The following is a 22,832-nucleotide window of genomic DNA, read 5'->3' on the forward strand; positions in this document are numbered from 1 at the left end:
TGTCGTGTTTGTGGTGCTATCGTTCCCGAACGCTCTCGTCGCGATACTTGAGCAGCGGTGCGAGAAAGTATTCAATCAACCGCCGTTTTCCGGTCTTGATCTCCACCACCACGGTCATCCCCGGCGCCAGCTCGACGAGCTTTTCGCCGACCCGGATGGTGGTGCGTTCGAGCAGCACGCGGGCGGGGTAGATGAGGCCGCGGGTCTCGTCGGCGACGGCGTCGCCGGAGAGGGTGGTGACGGTGGCGTCGAGGGTGCCGTATTTGGTGAAGGGGAAGGTGTCGACCTTCACCTCGGCGCGCTCGCCGGGGTGGACGAAGCCGATGTCGCGGTTCTCGACCATCGCCTCCACCTCCAGATGGGCGCTGACCGGGACCACCACCATCAGCTGCTGGGCGGGGGTGACCACGCCGCCGACGGTGTGTACGGCGAGCTGCTGCACGGTGCCGTCGATGGGGGCGGTGAGGCGGCGCCGTTCGGTGAGGCGGCGCGCCTTGACCAGCTCCTGGACCAGGGCGGTCTCGTTGCGGCGGGCCTCGCGCAACTGGTCGAGCAGTTCGCGGCGGTAGCCGGCGGCCTGGGTGGCCTGGCGATCGCGGGCCTCTTCGATGGCCGCTTCGGTCTCGGCGAGGCGGTGGCGCTGGGTGGCGAGGTCGGCTTCGGCCTCGATGCGCTGCTGTTCCAGTTCGAGCCAGTCGTGGCGGGGGGAGAGCTCCTTGGCGGTGAGACGGGCGAGCGCTTCGGCCCGCTCGGTGATCAGCGGCAGGGTGGCGCGGAGCTTGGCGGTGGTGCGGCGGATCACTTCGCGCTGGGCGTCGAGGCGGGCGATTTCGGCGTCGATGGCCTGCAGGCGGGTGCGCTGTTCGCGCCAGCGCTGTTCGGCGATGCGCCGGTGGAGGGCGCGTTGGTCTGCCGGGAGCGTGTCGGCGAGCTGGAGCCGGGGCGGGGTCTCGTCGTCGGTGTCGGCCAGGGCCTGGAGGGTGGCGCGTTCCAGGGTGGCGGCGGAGAGGTCGTTTTCCAGCCGCTGCTGGTCGGCGCGGTCGAGGGTGGGGTCGAGGTCGATCAGCGGGTCGCCGGCGGCGACCCGTTGCCCCTCTTCGACGTGGATCTCCTGGACGATGCCGGTCTCGGCGGGCTGGATCACCTTCACCCGGCCGCTGGGGATGATCCGGCCGGGGGCGCTGGCGACGATGTCGACCTCGCCGAGGGCGGCCCACAGGACGGTGAGGGTGAACAGCGCCATCAGGGTCCAGAGGATCGCCCGGCCGATGGGGGAGGGCGGGGTCTCCTGGATTTCCAGGGCGGCGGGGAGGAATTGGTGTTCGGCGGTGGGCATGGGAGTCAGGCGTAGGTCATCGCTACCGCGGCGACGTGAACGGACGCAGCGGGGGTGGGGTTGGTGATCGCTTGCCGAGGGCTTCGTCTCGCCCGGCGGGGATGACACGGGGTTTGCTGGGGGGGCCTTCGTTTGCGTCGCCGCGGTAGCGGCGACCTACGTTCCGTCGAACGGACGCAGCGGGGGTTGGGGTTGGTGATCGCTTGCCGGGGGCTTCGTCTTGCCCGGCGGGGCTGACACGGGGTTTGCCGGGGGTGCCTTCGTTTGCGTCGCCGCGGTAGCGGCGACCTACGTTCCGTCGAATGGTGTGCCATCGGTTTCTCCTATTCCCCGCTCTGAAAGGCGTGCAGCCGTGCGTACTGTCCGCCGCGTGCGATCAGTTCGCCGTGGTCGCCGTCTTCGATCAGCCGGCCGTGGTCGATCACCAGGATGCGGTCGGCGCGGCGCACGGTGGCGAGGCGGTGGGCGATGATCAGTACGGTGCGCCCCTGGGCGATGGCGGGCAGGTTCTGTTGGATGATCCGTTCCGATTCGTAGTCCAGGGCGCTGGTCGCCTCGTCGAAAATGAGGATGCGCGGGTCGCTGATCAGGGCGCGGGCGATGGCGATGCGCTGGCGTTGGCCGCCGGAGAGGTTGGCACCGCGCTCGCCGACCACGGTGTCGTAGCCTTCGGGCAGTTCGAGGATGAAGTCGTGGGCGCCGGAGAGGCGGGCGGCGTGGATTACCCGCTCCATCGGTAGCCCCGGGTCGGCCAGCGCGATGTTGTCGCGCACGCTGCGGTTGAGCAGGAAGTTCTCCTGCAGCACGACGCCGATGCGCCGGCGCAGCCAGGCGGGCTCGACAAGCGCGAGGTCGGTGCCGTCGATCAGCACCCGCCCGGCGGTGGGGACGTGGAGCCGCTGGACCAGCTTGGTCAGGGTGCTCTTGCCGGAGCCGGAGCGGCCGACGATGCCGATCACCTGGCCCGGCCGGATCTCCAGCTCCAGCTCGCGCAGCACTTCGGGGAGGTCGGAGCGGTAGCGGAAGGTGGTGCGTTCGAAGCGGATGTGGCCGCGCAGGTCGGGCAGGGTGGCGCGGTTGGGGTTGTAGCCCGGTTCGGTGGGCACGTTGAGGACATCGCCGAGCCGTTGCAGGGAGATGCCGGCCTGTTGGAAGTCCTGCCACAGCTGGACGATGCGCAGCAGTGGGCTGCTCACCCGCCCGGCGAGCATGTTGAAGGCGATCAGCTGGCCGACGCTGAGGTCGCCCTCGATCACCAGCCGGGCGCCGACCCACAGGATCAGCACGGTGACCACCTTGTTGATCAGTCCGGCGCTCTGGTTGGCGATGTTGCCGAGGTTGGCGGCGCGGAAAGCGGCGTGGACGTAGCCGGCCAGTTGCTCCTCCCAGCGGCGCTGCATCTGCGGCTCGACGGCGAGCGCCTTGAGGGTCTCGATGCCGGTGACCGATTCCACCAGGAAGGCCTGGTTCTCGGCGCCGCGGCTGAACTTTTCGTTGAGCCGGGCGCGCAGCACCGGGGTGACCAGGACGGAGAGAAGCACGTAGGCCGGGATGGCGCCGAGGACGATGAAGCAGAGCGTGGGGCTGTAGTAGTACATCACCGCCAGAAAGACGATGGTGAAGCCGAGGTCGATTACCAACGTGAGGGCGGAGCCGGTGATGAAGTTGCGGATGCTCTCCAGTTCGCGCACCCGGGCGACGGTGTCGCCGACCCGGCGGCTCTCGAAGTAGGCGATGGGCAGCGCCAGCAGGTGTTTGAACAGGCGGGCGCCGAGGGTGACGTCGACCCGGTTGGTGGTGTGGGAGAAGAGGTAGGTGCGCAGCCCTCCCAGCACCGCGTCGAACAGCGCGATGGCGATCAGGCCGAAGGCGAGGACGTCGAGGGTGGAGAGGCCCTTGTGTACCAGCACCTTGTCGATCACCACCTGGAAGAAGAGCGGGGTGACCAGGGCGAAGAGCTGGAGGAAAAAGGAGGCGAGCAGCACCTCGCCGAACAGCTTGCGGTGTTTGACCAGGGCGGGGATGAACCAGCGCAGGCCGAATTTGCCGGGGTCGCCAGGCTGCGCGGCGCGGCGGGTGAGGAGGATCAGCTCGCCGCTCCACGCCTGGTCGAATATTTCGCGGGGGAGGGTGAGGGGGCGTTTTTCCAGCGGATCGTGGATCAGCACCCGGTCGCCGTCGCCGCGGGCGATCAGGAACCAGTGGCCGTCGCGGTGGCGGCCGAGGGCGGGCAGCGGGGTGTCGGCGAGGCGCTCCCAGCGGCTCTCGACGGCGCGCGCCTTGAGGCCGAGGTGGCGGGCGGCGTGGAGGATCGCGCGCTGGTCGAAGGGTTGGCCGGGCGGCGCGAACTGGTGGCTCAGTTGTGGGCCGTCGGCGGGCAGGCCGTGGAAGCGGGCGGCGAGGAGCAGGGCGGAGAGGCCGCTGTCGATACGTTCTTCGGCGCTGGTGGCGTGGGGCACGTGTTTTCCCTGTGGTGATGACCCTTCTGCGCAGGTGGAGGGGGCAGATCATCCGTAAAATCACGGTGGCCCATCATAAAAAAATAAAATGGCTCCGAGTATCGGGAGAATCCGGAAAATTGTGTCCGATTTTTCTTACTTATCGAGAAGTTGGCTCGACGGGAGCCGGATGCGGATTCGACGTCGACGCCCTTGTATCCCGCCTCTTGAAATCCCCTCCCCCCCCCTTATGTGCCGGTATAGAGACTGGTCCAACCGAGCAACCCAAGGAGGTGAGAGCCATGACCCTGGTCCGTTACGATCCATTCCGTCTGTTCAATCAGCTGCAGAGCGAGATGAACACCCTGTTCGACAACCATCTTGGCCGCTACGAGGGCGACGACAGCCGTCTGGCCGTCAGTGACTGGGCGCCGGCCGTGGATATCCGCGAGGAGGAGGGGCGTTACCTGATCACCGCGGATCTGCCCGGTGTCGAGGCCAAGGACGTGGAGGTGACCCTGGAGAACAGCCTGCTGTCCATCCAGGGCAAGCGTGAGCTGGAGCGTCGCGAGGAGCATGAGGGCTATCGGCGCGTCGAGCGCGCCTCCGGCAGCTTCCACCGCCGTTTCAGCCTGCCCGAGGCGGCCGATCCGGAGAAGGTGGAGGCCCACTACGCCAACGGCGTGCTGGAGGTCACCGTCGGCAAGCGCGAGACCGCCCAGCCGCGGCGCATCGAGGTGAAGACCACGCACTGATCGGCGGCTGACGATCCTCTCCTGTCCAGCATCGGGGTGTCTTCGGACACCCCGTTTTTTTGCCTGACCCGGCGGTCTTTCCCGAGGCCGCGATGGGACAGGGTGAGGCGCTTCGGTTCCCGAGCGCGGCAGGTGGTGAGAGGGCGCCATCGCGGCCCAGGGGCCGCTCCTACAGGGAATACGGCAGGTTGTGTTTCCCGCCACCGCGCGCTCCAATGGTCGGCACCACCCCTTCGTGGAGCGCATCATGGAGACGATGATCTTGCAAGGCCTCGGCGCATTGACCTTCCTCCTCGGTACCCTGTGGGCCGGTGCCCGCATCCGCCGGGACGCCAGCCGGGCGAGCGCCGAGCGATTGAGCCGGGTGAGCCACGCCCTTTTCTGGGGTGGTCTGGTGTTGCCGGAGGCGGTGGGGCTGGTCCATCCGGGGCTGCGTGCGTTCGATCCCCTGCTCGGTCTGCCGCCACTGCCCTATCCCGAGCTGGCCGCGGTTCTCGGCTGGCCGCTGTTCGTCGCCGGGCTTTACTATCTGGCGGCCTCCAACGTCGCCCTCAAGGCGAAGGGCGCCGGTTTCGCCGCCTTCAAACTGACCCGGCGGGTGGTCTCGCTCAGCGTCTATCAACAGGTGCGCAATCCGATGTCCCTCGGCACCTACCTCGCCTATCTGGGGATTGCCCTGATCGCCGGCTCCAGCTACCTGCTGCTCGGTGCCTTGCTGGTGGTGATCCCGGTCCACGCCTTCAACCTGTGTTTCTTCGAGGAACGCGAGCTGCTCGCCCGCTACGGGGAGGCCTACGCCCACTACGTGGCGCGGGTGCCGTTTCTTGTCCCGTCCCCGGGAAGGTCTCTTTGGCGCTCTCCGAGGTGAGCGACATTGAGGGTGCCCTAAGGTGGGAGAGCGAACGGTTGGTCGCGCCAAAATCGGGTCGAGGGTGTTCGAGAGTCCGAGCAAACAGATCGAAAAAATACGGGGTACATTCGGGGAGCAACGGCCTTCCCCCGCCGTTTTTCGGGGTGTCGAACAAATCGATAACTTTTAGATATCGCATATAAGTCCAGCGCGCGCTGGCTCCTGGTGTAGGTGAGGATTGCGCGGATGTTATTAAAGATGGAAGTGATTGTTATGGTAAGGCGGCTATTGCTTGTGCTGGTTCTGTTTCTGGCGTGCGGGAAGGCGTGGGGGGCGGTTCCGAACAAGGTGCTGGTGGTTACCGATTTATCCCGATTTTCGGGGAAGATCCTTGGCGAGAAGAGCGCTGGCCTGTCGGACGCAATCTCCTTTTTGTCTGGTAAATACAAGGAAATTGAGTTTGTGTCGGTGGTTATCGGAAAGGGAGATGACTTACGCTCGGTTCGAGATAAGGTGAAACGAATTGTTGAGAGAGGGAATATTGTCCTGGTTTTGGGGTCCGATAATAGCTCCGTATTTGCTGAGTTGGGAAAGGTGTATCCGAGAAACGTTCCTGTTATCTCGATGGTCGGTACGATTGACCTGCTGGTGAAGTCCGGATTGCATGTGTTTACGACGTCCAGCACCACTATCGAGAAGGCCAAGCAGGTGTTGTGGCTTGCCGGGCTGAACGGGTACGGGAAGATTGTTCATATATACGAGAATAAGAACCCGTATGGTGAAGAAATTGTATCGTTATTGAGGGGTAAGGTGGATGTCGTTAATTATTCCGGTGGTGGGGTTGGGGATTGCTCAGGGGTTCTGGTGATCACCGACAGCCCATCGTACTTGGTGAATATGAAATCGGTTGGATGTGACGCCTATTCGTATAGAGGCGTGGATTATTCCTTGCGAGCCAAGAACAAGATATTTTCGAGTTCAAGTAGAATTCCTGGTGTCAGGTCGATCGGTAAGAGTTCGTATTATTCCTCCTCATATAATTCGATTGTCGAGAGGGTTGTGTCTTCGTTTCGTGATATCGATGACTTGCTTGTGTCCCCATTGTTGGCTCGTGATGTTATTTCATCTCTGGAGAAAATGGATGAGGGCGATCCATATATAGGTAAATATTCTATCGCCTATGGGCGGATAGGGTCGTCGCATGCTTACTATAATCGATACGTTGATCTTGGTTACTTCAAAAAATATATAACGAGATTGGATAATCAGTATCTGTTGTTTGAGTCGCAGATGCCGACGCAAAATGTTTCATTGGATAAGATACCTACGGTTTTTATTGATATTAAGATTAAGCAATACGATATCGACGGGATTCAGTCGAAGCGGGCTTCTCTGGAGATGTACTTCAGTATGTATTCCATTGATGATGATGTGGGGATTGATGACTTTGCGTTGCCGATGATATCTAAGGATGATATGGTGTTCTCTCTGGTTAAGTCTGAATCGTATATGAATGACGGTGTTCGTTTTTATAATAAGATGTATAAGCTGAGTGTGGTGCTCGGTATTGATAGTGATTTGTTTATGTTTCCTTTCGACTCGCAGATTTTGAGGATTGTGTTTGAGCCCGCGAATTTTTCCAAGAAGCCGTTCTTTATTCAGCCTATGGCTGGAGTGACTTCCCCGGTTCCTGTTCAGGATCCCAATTGGCGGATCGTTGGTGTTGAGGGGATATCGCTGTCGAATAACATATCGGTTACTCCAAGCCGCTCTGTGAGAAAGAAGGGGGAGATCGTGTCTGTTCCTCAGGTTGGTTTCGACGTAAATATCGAGAGAAAACATGGTATTTCCACGTTGTTGAAGTTTATGGGTCCTGTTTTGTTGATATTGTCATTGGTATTGATCTCTTCGTTTGGTTTGCGGCGCGATCACTTTTCCGAGAAGAATAGTATAATGGTGAGCGGGTTGCTGGGGATAATTTCTATATATTTTATTTTTTCTGTGATAATAGACATTGAGCAGTTTGTTGTTATCGATGGATTGTTTGTTTTTTCCATACTTTTTACAATCTCCGTGTTGGCGTTGGAGATTTTTCTTACAGGAAAAGGGGAGAGTGGCAGGTACTATTTTGGGAGGCTGGTTTCCTTTATCAAGCCAGCCAATGATTAGCCCGCATTTTTCATCGACTTCCGTAACGAGGGTGCCGCTGCCACCCACTTGACGGGGGCACAGATCGGAGGGTGACGTCGTCCGGCGAAGGAGCTTTGCAGGTGGGTCGGCACGCGCGTGGAGGGCATGCCGGCAAATCGCCGCCGGTCAGGGCGCGAAGCGCGCATCCAGGCGGCGGACGAAGGAGTCCATGATGGTGCGGTAGAGCCCCTTCTTCAGCACCACGTCCTCGACCCCGGCGTCGATGTTGGGGTTGTCGTTGACCTCGATGACGTAGACCTTGTTGCCCACCTGCTTGAGATCCACCCCGTAGAGGCCGTTGCCGATCAGCTTGGCGGCGCGCAGGGCGGTCTTCACCACCTGCGGCGGCGCCTCCTCCACCGCCAGGGTACGGAACCCCCCCTCCTCGAACTTGCCGTTCTCGCCGTGCTGGACGATCTGCCAGTGGGCCTTCGACATGAAGTACTGGGAGACGTAGAGCGGCTGGCCGTCGAGGAGACCGACCCGCCAGTCGAAGTCGGTGTACATGTACTCCTGGGCGAGGATCAGGTCGGATTCCTTGAACAGCTTCGCCGCGATCTCGCGCATCTGTTGGCCGTCCTCGGCCTTGTGCACGCCGCGGGAGAAGGAGCCGTCGGGGATCTTCAGCACCACCGGGAAGCCGATCTCGCGCTCCGCCTCGGCGAGGGTGCGGCGGCTGACCACGGCGGTCTTCGGCGTCGGTACCCGTGCGCCGCGCAGCAGTTCGGCGAGGAACACCTTGTTGGTGCACTTGAGGATCGAGTCGGGGTCGTCGATCACCACCATCCCCTCCTTGTGGGCCCGCTTGGCGGCGCGGTAGGTGTAGTGGTCGATGCGGGTGGTGGTGCGGATGAACAGCGCGTCGTATTCGGCCAGCCGGTGCAGCTCCTTGCGGGTGATCAGCTCGGCCTCGATGCCGACGCCCTTGGCCGCCTCGACGAAGTACTTGAGGGCGCGGGGGGAGGAGGGGGCGAGCTTCTCCTCGGGGTCGTGGAGGATCGCCAGGTCGTAGCGCTTGGCGGGGCGGCCGCGGCCGCTGCGCGGGCGGCGGCGCAGGTGCCCTTCGAGGGCGGCGGCGAAGGCCTCGCGTTGGCGCTCGTCGAGGCGTGCCAGCGGCAGGGGCTTGACCGAGGCGATGCGCCACGCGTCCTGTTTGCTGAACTCCACCCGCAGCAGCGGCGCGGGGAAGGCCTCGAACAGCGCGCGGGCCAGCTCGCGCAGCGCCTCGTTTTCGCACTCGCCGAAGTAGACCTCCATGGCGAAGCCGGTGATCTCCGGGGCGCTCGTGGTGCGCCGGCGCAGCACCCGCTGGGCCAGCTGGTTGAGTTCGCCGGTGTCGAGGCCGTAGGCCCGCGGGCGGTCCAGTTCGAGCATCGTCTTCACCGAGGGGAGCACCCGCTGGCGGCGCGCCTCGGCGAGCAGCGAGCAGTAGTAGGCGGTGCCCAGGTAGCGGTGGTTGGCGCACAGGTTGACCACCAGCAGCTTGCGCTCGTTCTGGTAGTCGTCGCCGGTGAGGTAGTCGCGTACCGCCACCACCGGGTAGCGTTCGGCCAGTTCGCCCAGGTCGGACGGGTTGTCGATGACGATCAGTGGACGGGCCATGGGTTCAAATCCTTCGTTGGGCAGGGGGCGATACGGCTGACAGGGGGCCGCGCAGGGCCAGGTGAGGGTTTGTAGCACATCATCCGGTGTGTCGGGCGCGGCGATCCCTGTAGGAGCGGCCCCAAGGCCGCGATGGCGCCCTCACCGCCTCCTCCCGCAAACACCCGCCGTGCCCCCGCCCATCGCGGCCTGGGGGCCGCTCCTACCGGGGGATGCCGGTCGGTCACGCTTTCGCCTTGGGCCACAGGATCAGCGCGGCGCGTTGCGCGGCCTTGCCGTAGCGGGCCATCTGCTCGAAGGCGTCGCGCGGGATCGGCAGGTTGACGCAGTCGGTCTCGGTCTTGCCCTTCTCGTCGTCGACGAAGGGGTCGTGGACGTAGATGAAGCGCTCGTCGAAGCCGCTCACCACCACCCAGTGGGGGAACTTCTCGTGGTAGATGCGGTAGGAGCTGATCAGCACCAGCGCGATCGAGCCGAGGTCGAAGCAGCGCTGCAGGTGGTCGACGCCGATCCGTTCCGGGTAGATCGCAACGCCCGCTTCGCGCAGCTCCTCGATCATCTCCTCCTGCACCAGACGCATCACCTCGCGCTTCTCCTCGCTCCTCACCGAGTCGAGCAGCAGCGGCTCCTCGTGGTTGACGTAGACCTCCACCTCGAAGCCGCGGGCGTGGGCGGAGAGCGCCAGGCCGTAGGGGCCGCAGCCGCCGTGGCCGGAGGTCATGAAGATGGTGGTGGCCTCGCGCCAGATGCGCAGCTCCAGGTTGCGGTCGGCGGTGAGGTTGGGGTCGAGCGCCTGCATCGCCATGATCAGCGAGGCGGGGCCGCAGGTGAAATCGAGGGTCTGGCGGTAGTAGGGGACGGCGGCCAGTTCGGTGTCGAGACGCGGGGTGAGCACCTTCTCCAGGCGCAGGGCGTCGGTGTGGTCCTCGTAGTAGTCGGCGACCACCGCGAAGGGGCGGTAGCCCATCGACCGGTACAGCGCCTGGGCGGGCGGGTTGTCACGGCGCACTTCGAGGCGCAGGTAGGCGCAGCCGCGCTGGCGGGCGTCGTGCTCGGCCGCCTCCACCAGGGCGCGGCCGAGGCCGCGGCCGCGGGCGGCGGGGTCCACCGCGAGCGAATAGATGCGCGCCAGCGAGGTGCCGGCGTGGAACAGGGTGAGGATGTAGCCGGCGAGTGCCCCTTCCTCTTCGGCGACCAGGGTGGCGGCCTTGCCCTTGGTCAGCAGGTGGCGGAAGGAGCGGGCGGAGAGGCGGTCGCTGTCGAAACAGGCGTTCTCCAGGCGCAGCAGCACCTTGAGGTCTTCGAGGCGCGCCGGGCGGATGCCGGCGACGGGGGCGGTGTGGTTCATCGAACGATTATAGAATCCGTTCGTCGCGGCGGAACCAGCCGGTCATCGCCAGCCGCGGGCGCTTGGCGGGGAGCACTTCGTGCCACATTCCCTCGGTGATGAAGGCGGCCAGCGCTCCGCCCCGGGGGAGCAGATCCTGCGCGCCCGTTGCGGTGGAGAGGCGTAGCTGGCCGCCGTGCTCCTCGCGCCAGTCGTCGTTGAGGTAGAGCACGCAGGTGAGGCGTCGCTCCTCGCTTCCCTTGAAACGGTCGAGGTGGCGCTGGTAGCCGCGCCCCGCGGGGTAGCGGGCGGCGTGGACCTCGAAGCGCTCCAAGCCGAGATAGAGGGTGCGGTTGACCGCCAGGCGCAGCCTCTCCATGCGCGCCAGATAGTCGCGCTGGGCGGGGGCGGCGCTCTGCGTGTCGAGCCAGTGGATGGAGTCGCCGCGCACCTCGGGGAGTACCTGGCGTGCGTCGTCCCGGCCTACCGCGGCGTGGCGGAAACAGCCCGTCTGCCATTGGTCCAGGGCCTCCTCGCGCAGGGCGGTGGTGGGCTCGGGGGCGAGGAACTCGGGCAGGTAGGACCAGCCCTGGCGCAGGAGGTCGTCGAGCAGCGGGGCGAACTCGTGGGCGAGAGCGGCGGAATCGGCGGTGTGGGGCATCGGCGTGGCCTCGGGGCGGGGACCGGGCGCACGGTGTACGCGGATGCGGGTGGGGCGGAAAGCGAAAAAAAATGGTGGAGTCGTGCAGAAAATTTGCACGACTCCCGCTGTGTACTCCGTGTTCGAAATAGGCGTGTCCGGACGGGAGGCGCTTTCGTTCGGCACCGCGCCCGCGGGCCCTATGTGCGCGGGGTGCCGTGGACGAGGGCCAGGGCGGCGTCGATGTGGTGCTGCTTGTCACCGTCGCCGGGGTGGACGGCGAACACCGGCAGGGTGATGGCGGGGGCGTCGGTCACCGCGAAGAGGCGTCCCGCGGCCAGCGCCTCCTCGACCATCGGCCGCGCCAGGTAGGCGGCGCCGCCCCCCTGTTCCAGCAGGCCAAGGGCGAGCCGCGCGGTGGAGAGGCGGGCGGCGGCGGCGGGGCAGTCGGGGAACAGGGCGGCGTGGCGCTCGTTGAAGGCCACCCCCCAGTCGATCAGCACGTAGTCGTGGGCGAGTGCCTCGGCGGTTCGCTCCAGGGGGCGGTCGGCGACCAGGATCAGTTCCAGGGTGGCGACCTCGCGTAGGGCGAGGCCCGGCACCAGCGGCGGCTCGAAGAGCAGGCCGAGGTCGATGCGGCCGCGGCGCAGGGCGAGCAGCAGCGCGTCGGTGCCGAGGGATTCGGCGCGCAGGGCGAGCCGCGGCACCGCCCGGCGCAGGGCCGCCAGCCAGTGGCCGAGCAGGCTGTCCCACAGGCCGGGGATGGCGGCCACGGTGAGCGGGTCGAGCTGCCCTTCGCCGAGGGCGACGTCCTGGCGCGCCCGTTCCCAGGTGGCGAGCAACTGGCGGGCGTGGCCGAGCAGCCGCTCGCCGGAGGGGGTGAGGCGCAGGTTGTTGCGTTCGCGGATGAACAGCGCCACCGCCAACTGCTCTTCGAGCAGGCGGACCCGCGCGCTGACCGCCGAGGGGGTGAGGAAGAGATTCTCCGCGGCGCGGCCGAAGTGGCGGGTCCGGTTGACCTCCAGGAAGGTCTTCAGCAGGTCGGTGTCCATGGACGAAAATTGTTTCCGTTGAGCTGCAAAAGGTTTCGTTTTCCACCCTCGCGAGGTGGGTTTATAAAGCGCCGCAGACGTCCGGGAGACGTCACCAACCGTTACCTTTTTCGAGGATTCCGCCCATGCGCAAGCTCGTGATCGCCGCCTCCCTGCTGGCCCTGTTCTCCAATGCTTCCCTCGCTCTGGCCGCCGAGCAGGCCGATTACGAGGCCCAGTGCCGCAAGTGGGCGCAGGAGGACGAGGTGCCGGCCGACCAGCTCCAGGAGTACCTGGCCCGCTGCATCGAGGACGCCAAGGCCTCCGCCGCCGAGGATGCCAAGGCGGCGCAAACCCCGGCCGAGTAATCGCTCTCCCTTCGCGGCAGGGTGTGACGGGGCGCTTCGGCGCCCCGTTCCCGTTCCGGCGCAGCGAAGATATTCCCGAACCTCCGTCATACGCAAGGGGCTATAATCCGCTCCCGGCCAAGGGGGCCGGGGGGCGGGGCGGCAGATGCTCGGAATTTCCAAAGAGGTGGTGGTGAAGGTCCCGGTGGAGCGCCTGGCGGTGGGGCTCTATGTGGATCTGGAGCTGCCCTGGAACAAGCATCCATTCCTCTTTTCGCGCTTCAAGATCCGCGCCGCGGCGGATGTGGCGGCGATCCGCGAGCTGGGCATAAGCGAGGTGAGCGTAATCCCCGCGCGCAGTGACGTGGAGATTCCCAGCCAGGCCCCGGCCACACCGATCGCCGACAATTCCGCCTCGCTCCACGAGGCCTGGCAGGAGAAGGCCCAGCGTCTGAAGCGGGCCCAGCAGTACCGTGCCCAACGCAACCAAATCGCCCAGAAGTACCACGAGCGGGCGCAGTTGGTGCGCTCCGTCGCCGCCGACCTGAAGGCCCGGCCGGCCAACGCCATCCACCACGCCGACCGCATCGTCGAGGGGTTCGCTGCCGACTTCGAGAACTCCAGCGAGTTCCTCACCAACCTGATCAACCTCGGTTCGGGCGATCACGGCTTCCCCAACCATTCGGTCAACGTCACCGTGCTCAGCCTGATCCTCGCCGCGGCCGAAGGGGTCCGCGGCGAGGAGCTGCGCCACGTCGGCATGGGGGCGCTGCTGCACGACGTCGGCAAGGTGGAGGTGCCGAGCCGGATCCTGATCAACAAGGGGCCGTTGAACAAGGCCGAGCGGTCGATGCTGCGCCAGCACCCGCTGTTCGGGCGGCGCCTCACCGAACGTTCGCGGGGGACGGCGCCGCAGGTGCTCGAGATCATCGAGCGCCACCACGAACTGCTCGACGGTCTCGGTTACCCCGCCCGGCTCGGTGAAGACCAGCTCTCCACCGCCACCCGTGTGGTGACCATCTGCAACATCTACGACAACCTCTGCAATCCGCGCAATCCGGCCCGGGCGATGACGCCGAAGAACGCCCTGGCGCTGATGTACACCAAGTACCAGACGAAGCTGGACAAGCGGCTGGTGGAGCGTTTCATCCGCACCATGGGGATCTATCCGCCGGGGACCGTGGTGCAACTCAACGACGGCAAGATCGGCATGGTGGTGGCGGCCGACTCGCGCGATCTGCTGAAGCCGGAGCTGCTCATCTACAGCACCGATATTCCCAAGGAGCAGGCGCTGATCCTGAAGCTGCGCGAACACGACGAACTGGCCATCGAGGAGGTGCTGAAGCCGGGCGAGTACCCGTCGCGGATCAACGAATACCTCGGCGCCGAGGGGCGCATCGGCTACTTCGTCGAAGGGGTGGGCTGAACACGAAGAGGGTTTTGTCGCTCGGTTCGTGCCGCCCGGTGCGGGGCGGCGCCGGCGGAACGTTCGGGGGCGTTGTTCGGCGTTTTTTTAACACGAAGGCCACGAAGGAACGGTGCTGTTCTGGTTGCGACGCTCCGCGTCGCAACCGGCTACCTTGGACGCTCTGCGTCTGGAAGGCGGGCAGGAAATCGAATCGCCGTGCCTTCGTTCGGCGCGACGCGGAGCGTCGAAGAGCTGCGTTTCCACGCAGAGCGTGGAAACGAGGGAGGAAGAGCTTGGAAGCGAGAAGGTTTGTTCTGGTTGCGACGCTCCGCGTCGCAACCGGCTACCTTGGACGCTCGGCGTCCGGAAGGTGGGTAGGAAACCGAATCGCCGTGCCTTCGTTCAGCGCGACGCAGAGCGTCGAAGAGCTGCGTTTCCACGCAGAGCGTGGAAACGAGGGAGGAAGAGCTTGGAAGCGAGAAGGTTTGTTCTGGTTGTTCTGGTTGCGACGCTCCGCGTCGCAACCGGCTACCTTGGACGCTCTGCGTCCGGAAGGTGGGCAGGAAACCGAATCGCCGTGCCTTCGTTCGACACGACGCGGAGCGTCGAAGAGCTGCGTTTCCACGCAGAGCGTGGAAACGAGGGAGAAAGAGCTTGGAAACGAGAAAGGAACGGCAATCCCCCTGCCTGTCGTCGGTGCACCCGGTACCTGACATATTTTTCGCCTCTGTGTCCCTCGTACCCCTCTCTTCGTGGCCTTCGTGTTAGAAATGAAATGCGGATCGAAAGCTCAGGAGCAAGCGGTTCGCTGCCTGCCTGATTGGTTCTTCGTCGGCGGCCCGGGAACCATTCCACGTTGAATCCTTAGTCTCGCGAAAGAATAACTTCTTGTTTTGGAACGTCGAGACGCCCGTCCGGCAAGGCGCGCAAAGGGGCGCATACTCGTTGTATGCAACCCTTTGCGCAACGCCGCCGGGCGGAGGGCAGATCGGCGTTCCAAAACAGGAAGTTATTCTTTCGCGAGCCCTTATGCCGCGACAGCTTTCCCGGCGGCCCATATACTCGAATCCAGGCGATGGCGGGGGGGTGGGGGTGAAATGATCGACCGGGAGAGCCTGCGGCTGCTGACCCACGACCTGTCGGTGGTGCTGGTGACGGCGGAGCCGGGCGAGCGGGAGCGGATCGGCGGGATGGTTGCCGACCTGTTCGGCGGTCTGCGCGAGGCGGCCGACGGGCCGGAGGCACTCGCGTTGCTGCGCGAGCGGCCCGCCGATCTGGTGCTCGCCGACGTCGCCCTGCCCGGTATGGACGGCCTGGCGCTGGCCCGTGAACTGCTCGACCGGCGCCCAGAGCAGGTGGTGGTGCTGATCACCCCGCCCCACGACCCCCAGTTGCTCGGGGAGGTGTCGAAGAGCGGGGTGGCCGGTTTCGTCTTCAAGCCGGTCGCCCGCGAGCAGCTCGCCGCCGCCCTCTACCAGGGGGCGGAGCGGGTCCGCGAACGCCGCGCGCTGGCGGTCGATCCGCTCACCGGCCTCTACAACCGGCGCCGCTTCGAGGAGCGGCTCGGTCGCGTCGGCCGGCAGCCGGTGGTCCTCCTCAATCTCGACAACCTGCCAGCCATCAACCGCGCCCTGGGCTTCGAGCGGGGGAGCGAGGCGCTACGCGAGACCGCCCGCCTGCTGCGCCGCGAGTGCCCCGGCGAATGCGATCTCTACCGCCTCTCCGCCGGCGAGTTCGCGCTGGCCTTTCCGGGGGCGGGGCTGACCTGGGTGGAACGTTTTGCCCACCACCTCCACGGTCTGTTCAGCACCACCGAGCTGGCGCTGGGGGAGGGACTGGCCGCCCGTCCCAAGGTCACCCTCGCGGTGGTCGAGGCGCAGGGGCCGGAAGGGGTCAACCTGGCGCGCAACGCCCTGATGGCCGCCCACGAGCGGGGTGATGGGGTGCGCATGGCGGGCGGCGACTGCCCGGTGACCAGCGATCAGGACGATACCGTCGCCTGGATCGGCCGGTTGCGCGAGGCGCTTGCCGCCGGCCGGGTGGTTCCGTGGTTCCAGCCGATCGTGCGTAACGACGGCAGCGGCGTGACCAAGTACGAGTGCCTGGCCCGGGTGGTGGAGGAGGGGCGGGTGTTCGATCCCGCGCGCTTCATCGCCCCGGCCCGCCTCGGCGGGCTGATCCCCGACCTCACCCGGGTGATGGTCGAACGCAGCATGGCCGCCTTCTCCGGTACCCCCTATTCGTTCTCCCTCAACCTCAGCGAGGAGGATCTCCACGACCGCCGTTTCGCCGAGCGGATGCTCGGTCACGCCGCCCGCTTCGACATCCAGCCCCGCCGGGTGATCTTCGAGGTGCTGGAGGAGGCGAGCGTGGAGCGCGACGGCAGCGTTCCCGAGCAGATCACCCGGCTGCGCGAGCTGGGTTTTCGCATCGCCATCGACGACTTCGGCGCCGAGCACTCCAACTTCGCCCGCCTGCTCGACCTGGAGGCCGACTTCATCAAGATCGACGGCCGCTTCGTCCAGGGCCTCGACCACAACCCCCGCGGCTACGCCATCTGCCGCGCGATCACCCAGCTGGCCCACGAGATCGGTGCCCGGGTGGTGGCCGAGCATGTCCACAACCAGGCGGTGTTCGAGGCGGTCAAACGCCTCGGCATCGACTACTCCCAGGGCTATCTCTTCGGCCAGCCGGTACCGGCGGTGCTTGGAAAACATTTCTGATTATGGTAATAAAAATCTTTCATGCCGATATTTGCAGCACCAGACTACAACACCAGACCCAATGGAGAGCCCTCGATGTCCGAAAAACGATCCCGTGCCGTCATGGTCCTCATCTACTTCACCGGCGCGGTCCTGTTGATGGCGCTCGGGGGGACCATCATCCACTCCGGCTTTGAGGGTTATCACTGGTATCTGCAGAACCTGGGCGGGCTCCTGCCGATCCCCACCGAGGAGCTGTTCGCCGGCATGGGCGGCTTCGTCGGACTGCTCGGGCTGATGCTGGCGGGGGCGGGGGTGATCGAGATGTTCTTCTGCCCCACCTGCCCCTTCACCATGAACAAACATTGGGAGAGCCCCACCGTCGAGCGCTGAGCGCCGACGGGGGGGCCCGCTTTCAAAAGTTTGGAAAGGGCGCCGCGGCGCCCTTTTTGCCGTCTGCCGGGACGGGTAGACTGGGAGTCGTTTCATTGCCGGACAGAGGATGGAGCCATGTGCAGAACGTTTCGCAACTGTCGCGCCCTGCTGTTGGGCCTGTTGGTCCTGCCGTTGATCGATGGGGTCGCCCGAGCCAATGAGATGGAGGAGGCGCTCTCGCTCCAGCCCGACCTGGAGAACGGGAAACGGATCTACCACACCTGCGCGGTCTGTCACCGCCCGGAGGGGTGGGGGACGGTGGACGGCTACTATCCACAGATCGCCGGTCAGCGCCACAAGGTGCTGATCAAGCAGTTGGAGGACATCCGCAACCGTCACCGCGACAACCCCACCATGTACCCCTTCACCCTGCCCAACATCCTCGGCGGGGCGCAGGACATCGCCGACGTTACCGGCTATGTGGAGCAACTGCCGATGGCGCCGTTCAATGGCGTCGGTCCCGGCAACGATCTGGAACACGGTCGCAAGATCTACCAGGAGCACTGCGTGGACTGCCACGGCAAGGAGGGCGAAGGGGATGAGCAGGACGCGATCCCGGCCCTTCGCGGCCAGCATTTCAATTACCTGCTGCGCCAGTTCGAGTGGATTCGCCTGGGCAAGCGGCGCAACGCCGATGCGAAGATGGTGCGCCAGGTGCGTGACTTCTCCGTCCGGGATACCCGTGCGGTGATGGACTACGTCTCCCGCCTGCGGCCGCCGCCGGAGCGCATCGCGCCGCGTGGCTGGCTCAATCCCGATTTTCCCCACTACGCCCGGCCTGCGGAGATGGAGCCGCTGATGGAGCCGCCGCCGGGAATGTGAGTGGCCGCGTTCACTCTTTGCCAGCCAGGGGGGCGCCGTACGGCGCCCTCTTTTGTTTTCGGCGGATTCACACCGCTCCCGGCCCGCTCGTCTGATTAGGAGCCGGTTCGCGGGGTATTGGCAACAACGCCCCGCCGCTTGGCAAATGAGGTCTGATTGGTGCGTTTTTTCCTGGTCGTGCCAGGAGGCCGTCCAGGGCGTTTTCCCCTTTTTGCGCTCTCGGGCGGTCTTTTTTTTTGTGCCGGCGCGCATGCCGTTCCCGGTTCACAAACCCCGCTCGTCGACCGTTGAAGGGAGGGTGGACGGCGCGCTCCACGGAGGGAGACCCGTCGTCACACGACGGTGCGCAGTCCACGCCGGGCAGGGACGCCCGGCGTGCATGGATGAAACAGGCAGGGATGCCTCCGCCCCACGGAAGGGGCACCTCTTCATACCGCCCGCCCTTGCGGAGGGTGGTGTCCCCCCCCGGTCTCTCCACGCCTTGAACCCCCCACCCCACAGAGGGGAGAATAGTCGGCCACCCATCCCCGCCGAGGCCGCATCATGCCCGAGAGCAAAATCCACCTGACGGAAAAGGAGCGCGAAGGCGCCGTCGAAGACTTCCTCGCCTACTGCGAGCAGGAGCTGCAGCGGCGCCGCTACTCGGAGGCCGATTTCGACCAGGGACGCTATGACGCGGCGATCCAGCTGGTCCTCGGCAAGCTGCGCGGCGATGGGGGGGATGCGGCATGATCATCCACGCGCTACGCGCCGAGAACATCCTCAAGTACGAGAGCCTCGCCATCGATGACCTGCCGGAGCGCGGGCTGTTCGCGATCAGCGGGGAGAACGAGTCGGGCAAGAGCACCATCGGCGAGACCATCTGCTTCGCGCTGTTCGGCCGCACCTTCTCCCTCGGGCCCGGGCGCATCGCCAAGGTGATCCGTTGGAACCAGAGCCGGGGCCGGGTGGAGATCGAGTTCACCGGCCGCGACGGCGTGCGCTGCCGGTTGGAACGTCACATCGACGTGGAGGGCAACCACGGGGCGCTGCTGAGTGTCGCCGGCGAGGAGGTGGCCAAGGGAAGCGAGGCGGTGCTCGAAGCCGTGATGGAGCGGATCGGTTTCGGCTTCGACGAGTTCGTCGAATCCTTCTATCTCGCCCAACGGGAGATCACCGCGCCCCACCCCCACAGCCATGCCGTCAAGGTGATCGCCGGGGTGGCGCCGCTGGAGGCGGTCTCCGAGGCGCTGGCCGGCGAGATCCTCGGCGAGCAGGAGCGGATCATCGGCATCGAGCAGGAGATCGCCGAGATCGAATCCCGGATCGAGGCACTGGGGGTGCAGGAGGACGGCCTGGAGCGGCTGGAGCAGGAGCGGGATGGACGCCTCGCGGAGGAGCGGGAGCAGGAGGAGGCACGCGAGGAGTGGCTGGCGGTGCCCGGTCTTACCCGGGAGAGTTCGGAGGAGTTGGCGAAGGTCGCCCAGCTGCTGCTGGGCGCCGATCGCGGCACCTCCTGCCGTCGCTGGGAGGAGCACGCCGAGGCGCTGGGCGGCTGGCTCGATGGGCAGCGCGAGCAGTATGCCGACACCGAAGGGGTGGATGAGGCGATCGCCGCGTTGCAGGGGCTGGCCGACGGGGTCGCCGAGCGCCGCACCGCCTTCGAGCCGCTGCGTGAGCGGATCGCCGTCTACCGCGGCGAGCTTGGGGCGTTGCTCGGCGAGGATGAAGCGGAGGAGGGGAAGACGCTGGGGACGCGGATCGCCGACGCCGGCCGTCGCCTCCGCTCCCTCGGCCGGCGCCGCGGGTTGGACCGCTTCCTCGCCCTGCTCACCTTCCTTCTCGGTGGAGCCGCCGGCGCCGCTTGGTGGCTGCTGGTGCTGGAGCCGGAGCGGGCGGAGAGTGGAGTCCTGCGCGGGTATCTGCACACCTTCGTGCCTGGCTGGGAGACCGACTACCTGCCCTGGCTGCCTCACGCCTTCGGCGTGCTGGTGGTGCTGTTCCTGCTCGCCTGGCTGCGTTCGCTCGCGCTGGGCGGACGGATGCGGCGCGAGGCGGCCGACCTGGCGGCGCTGGAGGCGCGGCTGGCGGCGGTGCAGGTGGAGGCGGAGAGCCTCGACGGCATCGATCGCCGTCCGCTGCCCGAAGCGGTGGCCTACTTGAAGGAACTGGAGGACGAGGGGATCGCCGAGGCGCTACAGGGATTCCTCGACGGTCCCGGCGCGGAGCTGCTTGACGAGGAGTGGCTCGGCGGACTGCGTGAACGGCTGGCGAGCGACGTCGCCGGTTTCGATGCGGCGATGCGTCAGCTGGCGGTCTCGGCGGTGGACGAGGTGGCGGCGATCGAGCAGGGCATGGCCACCATCCGCGAGGCGCTGGCCGAGGTGGAGAGCCGCATCGCGGAGGAGCGGGAACGGCGGCGCCAGGCCGATGAGCTGCGCACGCTGCTTGCCCACATGCCGACGCGGATCGAGCGCCATCGCGAGGCGATCGATCGGCGCGAACTCGCCCGCGATCTACTCGCCGGCTCCTTCCGTCACACCACCCAGCGCTTCAATCGGGAGACCCGCAAGCTGGTGGCGGAGACCCTGCCGCGGCTTACCGAGGGGCGCTACGAGCACCTGCAGATCGACGACGAACTGAAGGTGCGGGTCTTCTCCACCGAGAAACAGGACTTCCTGGAGCTCGACGAGATCTCCAGCGGCACCCAGCGCCAGATCATGCTGGCGGTGCGTCTGGCGCTCTCCCAGGAGCTGGTGGAGACCGCCGGCCTGGCGCGCCAGTTCCTGTTCCTCGACGAACCCTTCGCCTTCTTCGACATGGCACGGATGCGCAGCTCGCTGGGGGTGTTGCCGGAGCTGAGCGACGAGCTGAGCCAGATCTGGGTGATCTCCCAGGAGTTCCCTGAAGAGGTAGCGTTCGATCTCCACGTCCACTGTGCCCGCGGAATCACGACCCTGCGGCTCCCTTGATCCGGCTGGTCGCCACCGCGTTGATCCTCTACGGCGGCTACCTGTCGCTGGTGGAGGGGGGCGGGCCACCGGCCGGGCTGGGCGGGCCGCTGCTGATCGTGTTGGGTTTCTTCGGCGTGGCGGGGATACGGGCGGCGATCGGGATGGCGGTGGCGCTGGCCGCCGGCTACCACGCCGACCTGACCAGCCTGTCGGCCTATGACAGTGTCGTGCTGCCGCTGGTCAGCGTTGTCGCCGGCCTCTACGTGTATTATCAGTTGTGGCGGGCCGGGTTGGTGGTCCCGGGAGACGGCATGGCGGGTGGCGACGGCGGTGGTTTCGATGGGGGAGGGGACGGAGGGGGCGGCGACTGAACCGCCGTCGGCCCGGCGCGCTCCGCTCAGGCCGGTGCGTAGCTCATCGCCGGCCCGTTGTTCCAGGCGGGTTCAGGTAACCGGTAGGGCTCGATGCGCGGCCACTCGGGGCGGCACAGGACGTTGATCTCGCCGCTGCCGTACTCGACGTAGATGTAGTCGGTGGTGAGCGAGAAGACCAGGAACTGACGGCCGTCGCCGTCGCGGTAGCGGGTACCGACTTCAGGGGCGTCCCATACGCCCTCGTTGTGCGTGTGCTTCATCACGCGGCTCCTTCGGTTGGATCTGTGATCGATGACCCTGAAACCTAGGGCTGCGGTGTGACGCCGCCGTGAACGGGCGATGACCGTTTCGTGTCCCGGATCTCCACCACCATGGTGCGCAGCCGGTTGTAGAGCTTGCGGTTCTGATCGATCGGCCACCAGTCGTAGAGGAAGGTCTCCAGCGGTCGCCACATCGCCACCCAGCCGCCGATCATCAGCCCCTCGGCAAGGATCTCCCACCACACCCCGTCGCCGCCGAAGCGGCCCACCGCCTGGTAGCCGGCGATGCCGAAGAAGAGCACCACCACGCCCACCACCAGGCTCTTGCGTCCGTTGCGCAATTTGTGGCGCAGGTCGCGCCCGAGCGCCTGGTAGCGGTAGTCGAAGTAGTGGCGCACGGCCATGGCCGGCTCGTCCTGCCGTTCCGCCGTTTGCGCCTCCGGCAGGTAGATCACCAGCTTCAGCTTGGCCCGGGACGGCAGCTCCCGGGCCACCTCGACGATGTACGCCTCGGCATCGTCGTTGAGGTCCTTCTCGATGAAGGGGGAGGGGTCGAGGGAGTTGAACAGCCGCTGGAGGTCGCTCAGCTTGATCTCGATCAGGTAGTGCTCGCCCTCCCGCCGGTAGAAGGGGGAGAGTTCGTCGACGGGGGGCGCGCTCTGCATGGGGGGCGATATTTTCCGACGGTTTTAGTAGAATATTGCCAACTGACCTGGAGCCTGTCGGGCGATGGGGGGCATGCCGCTTTCGCGGCCGATTCACCCATCGTCCGACAGGCTCCTGAAATCCACACCGCGACGGCTCGCGGTTTCGTCTCCCTCGTTCCGTTCCTCCCTTCGGGGTTCGTTTCGAAGCCCCGCGATCCGCCCGCCGCGCCCTGCAAGATCCCCGACCGGGTCGGGGAGGGAGTCAATCGAATGAGTATCGAGTTCACCGAAGAGGAGCGCAAGCAGCTCGCCGAACTGGTGATGCAGATCTTCGCCGAATGGCGATTGACCGAGGAGCAGATGATCACCCTGCTGGGGTTGCCGGCGACCACCAAGGCGCGTCATCTCAGCCGCTACAAGCACGGCACCCCGCTGCCCGAGGACCCGCTGGTGATGGAGCGGGTGCGCCACATCCTCGGCATCCGCGAGTCGCTGATGTTGCTCAACCCGCTCAACCCCGGCGCCGGTTATCTCTGGCTGCGCAACACCAGCACCAAGTTCGTCAAGCGACCGCCGCTGCAGGTGATGCTGGAGGACGGTTTTCCCGGGTTGAAGCAGGTGTGGACCAATCTCGATTGCACACAGGGGTGGGATTGAGGCTTCAGGCGAAGGCCTCTCCTTCTTGCATCTTGGGCAGGCGGGGGGGGCTTATGCCCCCCCTTTGTAGGAGCGGCC

General features: G+C 65.7%; 20 protein-coding genes. 12 read left to right on the forward strand and 8 right to left on the reverse strand.

Annotation, left to right across the window (positions count from 1 at the left end):
• Window positions 1-16: 16 nt before the first annotated feature.
• Together ACYQ2W_RS11825 and ACYQ2W_RS11830 are read right to left on the reverse strand one after the other, a co-directional pair.
• Window positions 17-1,336 (reverse strand): HlyD family type I secretion periplasmic adaptor subunit, encoded by a 1,320-nt coding sequence (locus ACYQ2W_RS11825; protein WP_459866920.1) that lies wholly within the window; start codon window positions 1,334-1,336, stop codon window positions 17-19.
• A gap of 323 nt (window positions 1,337-1,659) precedes the next feature.
• Entirely contained in the window at window positions 1,660-3,795 is a 2,136-nt protein-coding gene (locus tag ACYQ2W_RS11830) for a type I secretion system permease/ATPase (RefSeq protein ID WP_459866923.1), read from the reverse strand.
• A 281-nt stretch (window positions 3,796-4,076) separates the two neighbouring features.
• On the opposite strand from ACYQ2W_RS11830, the gene ACYQ2W_RS11835 reads away from it, so the two are divergent.
• From ACYQ2W_RS11835 to ACYQ2W_RS11845, 3 genes are all read left to right on the forward strand, one after another.
• The gene (locus tag ACYQ2W_RS11835; RefSeq protein WP_459866926.1) at window positions 4,077-4,529 is read left to right on the forward strand and encodes an Hsp20/alpha crystallin family protein; all 453 of its coding nucleotides are present in this window, start codon (window positions 4,077-4,079) and stop codon (window positions 4,527-4,529) included.
• 247 nt (window positions 4,530-4,776) lie between these two features.
• Window positions 4,777-5,397: a methyltransferase family protein gene (locus ACYQ2W_RS11840; RefSeq protein ID WP_459866929.1), complete on the forward strand. Its 621-nt coding sequence runs from the start codon at window positions 4,777-4,779 to the stop codon at window positions 5,395-5,397.
• A gap of 228 nt (window positions 5,398-5,625) precedes the next feature.
• Window positions 5,626-7,548, forward strand: a complete 1,923-nt coding sequence (locus tag ACYQ2W_RS11845; RefSeq protein WP_459866932.1) for a hypothetical protein — start codon at window positions 5,626-5,628, stop codon at window positions 7,546-7,548.
• Window positions 7,549-7,695: 147 nt separating this feature from the next.
• Here the strand turns inward: ACYQ2W_RS11845 and ACYQ2W_RS11850 are convergent, their stop codons facing one another.
• The 4 genes from ACYQ2W_RS11850 to ACYQ2W_RS11865 form a co-directional block, all read right to left on the reverse strand.
• Window positions 7,696-9,171 carry a RimK family ATP-grasp domain-containing protein gene (locus ACYQ2W_RS11850; RefSeq protein WP_459866935.1) on the reverse strand — a complete coding sequence of 492 codons (1,476 nt, stop codon included), beginning with the start codon at window positions 9,169-9,171 and terminating at the stop codon, window positions 7,696-7,698.
• A gap of 223 nt (window positions 9,172-9,394) precedes the next feature.
• The gene (rimI, locus tag ACYQ2W_RS11855) at window positions 9,395-10,519 is read right to left on the reverse strand and encodes a ribosomal protein S18-alanine N-acetyltransferase (protein ID WP_459866938.1); all 1,125 of its coding nucleotides are present in this window, start codon (window positions 10,517-10,519) and stop codon (window positions 9,395-9,397) included.
• Window positions 10,520-10,526: 7 nt separating this feature from the next.
• Entirely contained in the window at window positions 10,527-11,159 is a 633-nt protein-coding gene (locus tag ACYQ2W_RS11860) for a 2OG-Fe(II) oxygenase (RefSeq protein WP_459866941.1), read from the reverse strand.
• A 179-nt stretch (window positions 11,160-11,338) separates the two neighbouring features.
• A complete protein-coding gene (locus ACYQ2W_RS11865) occupies window positions 11,339-12,190 on the reverse strand; it encodes a LysR family transcriptional regulator (RefSeq protein ID WP_459866944.1) in 852 nt (283 codons plus the stop codon).
• A 125-nt stretch (window positions 12,191-12,315) separates the two neighbouring features.
• On the opposite strand from ACYQ2W_RS11865, the gene ACYQ2W_RS11870 reads away from it, so the two are divergent.
• From ACYQ2W_RS11870 to ACYQ2W_RS11905, 8 genes are all read left to right on the forward strand, one after another.
• Window positions 12,316-12,537: a hypothetical protein gene (locus ACYQ2W_RS11870; protein WP_459866947.1), complete on the forward strand. Its 222-nt coding sequence runs from the start codon at window positions 12,316-12,318 to the stop codon at window positions 12,535-12,537.
• A gap of 145 nt (window positions 12,538-12,682) precedes the next feature.
• Window positions 12,683-13,942 carry a cyclic di-GMP phosphodiesterase gene (locus ACYQ2W_RS11875; RefSeq protein ID WP_459866950.1) on the forward strand — a complete coding sequence of 420 codons (1,260 nt, stop codon included), beginning with the start codon at window positions 12,683-12,685 and terminating at the stop codon, window positions 13,940-13,942.
• A gap of 1,079 nt (window positions 13,943-15,021) precedes the next feature.
• Complete coding sequence (locus ACYQ2W_RS11880) at window positions 15,022-16,647, forward strand: EAL domain-containing protein (RefSeq protein ID WP_459866953.1); 1,626 nt, start codon at window positions 15,022-15,024, stop codon at window positions 16,645-16,647.
• Between the two features lie 75 nt (window positions 16,648-16,722).
• Window positions 16,723-17,019: a hypothetical protein gene (locus ACYQ2W_RS11885; RefSeq protein ID WP_459866956.1), complete on the forward strand. Its 297-nt coding sequence runs from the start codon at window positions 16,723-16,725 to the stop codon at window positions 17,017-17,019.
• A gap of 117 nt (window positions 17,020-17,136) precedes the next feature.
• Window positions 17,137-17,883 carry a c-type cytochrome gene (locus tag ACYQ2W_RS11890; protein ID WP_459866959.1) on the forward strand — a complete coding sequence of 249 codons (747 nt, stop codon included), beginning with the start codon at window positions 17,137-17,139 and terminating at the stop codon, window positions 17,881-17,883.
• A gap of 543 nt (window positions 17,884-18,426) precedes the next feature.
• Window positions 18,427-18,615 (forward strand): hypothetical protein, encoded by a 189-nt coding sequence (locus ACYQ2W_RS11895; RefSeq protein WP_459866962.1) that lies wholly within the window; start codon window positions 18,427-18,429, stop codon window positions 18,613-18,615.
• The gene (locus ACYQ2W_RS11900) at window positions 18,612-20,834 is read left to right on the forward strand and encodes an AAA family ATPase (RefSeq protein ID WP_459866965.1); all 2,223 of its coding nucleotides are present in this window, start codon (window positions 18,612-18,614) and stop codon (window positions 20,832-20,834) included. Before ACYQ2W_RS11895 ends, ACYQ2W_RS11900 begins: the two co-directional genes overlap by 4 nt.
• Complete coding sequence (locus tag ACYQ2W_RS11905; protein WP_459866968.1) at window positions 20,831-21,187, forward strand: hypothetical protein; 357 nt, start codon at window positions 20,831-20,833, stop codon at window positions 21,185-21,187. The genes ACYQ2W_RS11900 and ACYQ2W_RS11905 overlap by 4 nt, the downstream gene beginning before the upstream one ends.
• A gap of 26 nt (window positions 21,188-21,213) precedes the next feature.
• On the opposite strand, the gene ACYQ2W_RS11910 is transcribed toward ACYQ2W_RS11905, so the two are convergent.
• Together ACYQ2W_RS11910 and ACYQ2W_RS11915 are read right to left on the reverse strand one after the other, a co-directional pair.
• On the reverse strand, window positions 21,214-21,450 hold the full coding sequence (locus tag ACYQ2W_RS11910) for a hypothetical protein (protein WP_459866971.1): 237 nt from the start codon (window positions 21,448-21,450) through the stop codon (window positions 21,214-21,216).
• A 44-nt stretch (window positions 21,451-21,494) separates the two neighbouring features.
• On the reverse strand, window positions 21,495-22,115 hold the full coding sequence (locus ACYQ2W_RS11915) for a hypothetical protein (RefSeq protein ID WP_459866974.1): 621 nt from the start codon (window positions 22,113-22,115) through the stop codon (window positions 21,495-21,497).
• 252 nt (window positions 22,116-22,367) lie between these two features.
• On the opposite strand from ACYQ2W_RS11915, the gene ACYQ2W_RS11920 reads away from it, so the two are divergent.
• Window positions 22,368-22,754 carry a DUF2384 domain-containing protein gene (locus tag ACYQ2W_RS11920; RefSeq protein WP_459866977.1) on the forward strand — a complete coding sequence of 129 codons (387 nt, stop codon included), beginning with the start codon at window positions 22,368-22,370 and terminating at the stop codon, window positions 22,752-22,754.
• Window positions 22,755-22,832 lie beyond the last annotated feature (78 nt).

It is taken from the genome of Endothiovibrio diazotrophicus (genome assembly GCF_054657215.1).

Bases quoted from the DNA above. Each gene is read 5' to 3' on its own strand.
- ACYQ2W_RS11895 (WP_459866962.1), top strand. From the start codon at position 18,427: ATGCCCGAGAGCAAAATCCACCTGACGGAAAAGGAGCGCGAAGGCGCC.
- ACYQ2W_RS11840 (WP_459866929.1), top strand. From the start codon at position 4,777: ATGGAGACGATGATCTTGCAAGGCCTCGGCGCATTGACCTTCCTCCTC.
- ACYQ2W_RS11850 (WP_459866935.1), bottom strand. From the start codon at position 9,171: ATGGCCCGTCCACTGATCGTCATCGACAACCCGTCCGACCTGGGCGAA.
- ACYQ2W_RS11890 (WP_459866959.1), top strand. From the start codon at position 17,137: ATGTGCAGAACGTTTCGCAACTGTCGCGCCCTGCTGTTGGGCCTGTTG.
- ACYQ2W_RS11835 (WP_459866926.1), top strand. From the start codon at position 4,077: ATGACCCTGGTCCGTTACGATCCATTCCGTCTGTTCAATCAGCTGCAG.
- ACYQ2W_RS11910 (WP_459866971.1), bottom strand. From the start codon at position 21,450: ATGAAGCACACGCACAACGAGGGCGTATGGGACGCCCCTGAAGTCGGT.
- ACYQ2W_RS11865 (WP_459866944.1), bottom strand. From the start codon at position 12,190: ATGGACACCGACCTGCTGAAGACCTTCCTGGAGGTCAACCGGACCCGC.
- ACYQ2W_RS11880 (WP_459866953.1), top strand. From the start codon at position 15,022: ATGATCGACCGGGAGAGCCTGCGGCTGCTGACCCACGACCTGTCGGTG.
- ACYQ2W_RS11845 (WP_459866932.1), top strand. From the start codon at position 5,626: ATGTTATTAAAGATGGAAGTGATTGTTATGGTAAGGCGGCTATTGCTT.
- ACYQ2W_RS11900 (WP_459866965.1), top strand. From the start codon at position 18,612: ATGATCATCCACGCGCTACGCGCCGAGAACATCCTCAAGTACGAGAGC.
- ACYQ2W_RS11825 (WP_459866920.1), bottom strand. From the start codon at position 1,336: ATGCCCACCGCCGAACACCAATTCCTCCCCGCCGCCCTGGAAATCCAG.
- ACYQ2W_RS11870 (WP_459866947.1), top strand. From the start codon at position 12,316: ATGCGCAAGCTCGTGATCGCCGCCTCCCTGCTGGCCCTGTTCTCCAAT.
- ACYQ2W_RS11920 (WP_459866977.1), top strand. From the start codon at position 22,368: ATGAGTATCGAGTTCACCGAAGAGGAGCGCAAGCAGCTCGCCGAACTG.
- ACYQ2W_RS11885 (WP_459866956.1), top strand. From the start codon at position 16,723: ATGTCCGAAAAACGATCCCGTGCCGTCATGGTCCTCATCTACTTCACC.
- ACYQ2W_RS11915 (WP_459866974.1), bottom strand. From the start codon at position 22,115: ATGCAGAGCGCGCCCCCCGTCGACGAACTCTCCCCCTTCTACCGGCGG.
- rimI (WP_459866938.1), bottom strand. From the start codon at position 10,519: ATGAACCACACCGCCCCCGTCGCCGGCATCCGCCCGGCGCGCCTCGAA.
- ACYQ2W_RS11875 (WP_459866950.1), top strand. From the start codon at position 12,683: ATGCTCGGAATTTCCAAAGAGGTGGTGGTGAAGGTCCCGGTGGAGCGC.
- ACYQ2W_RS11860 (WP_459866941.1), bottom strand. From the start codon at position 11,159: ATGCCCCACACCGCCGATTCCGCCGCTCTCGCCCACGAGTTCGCCCCG.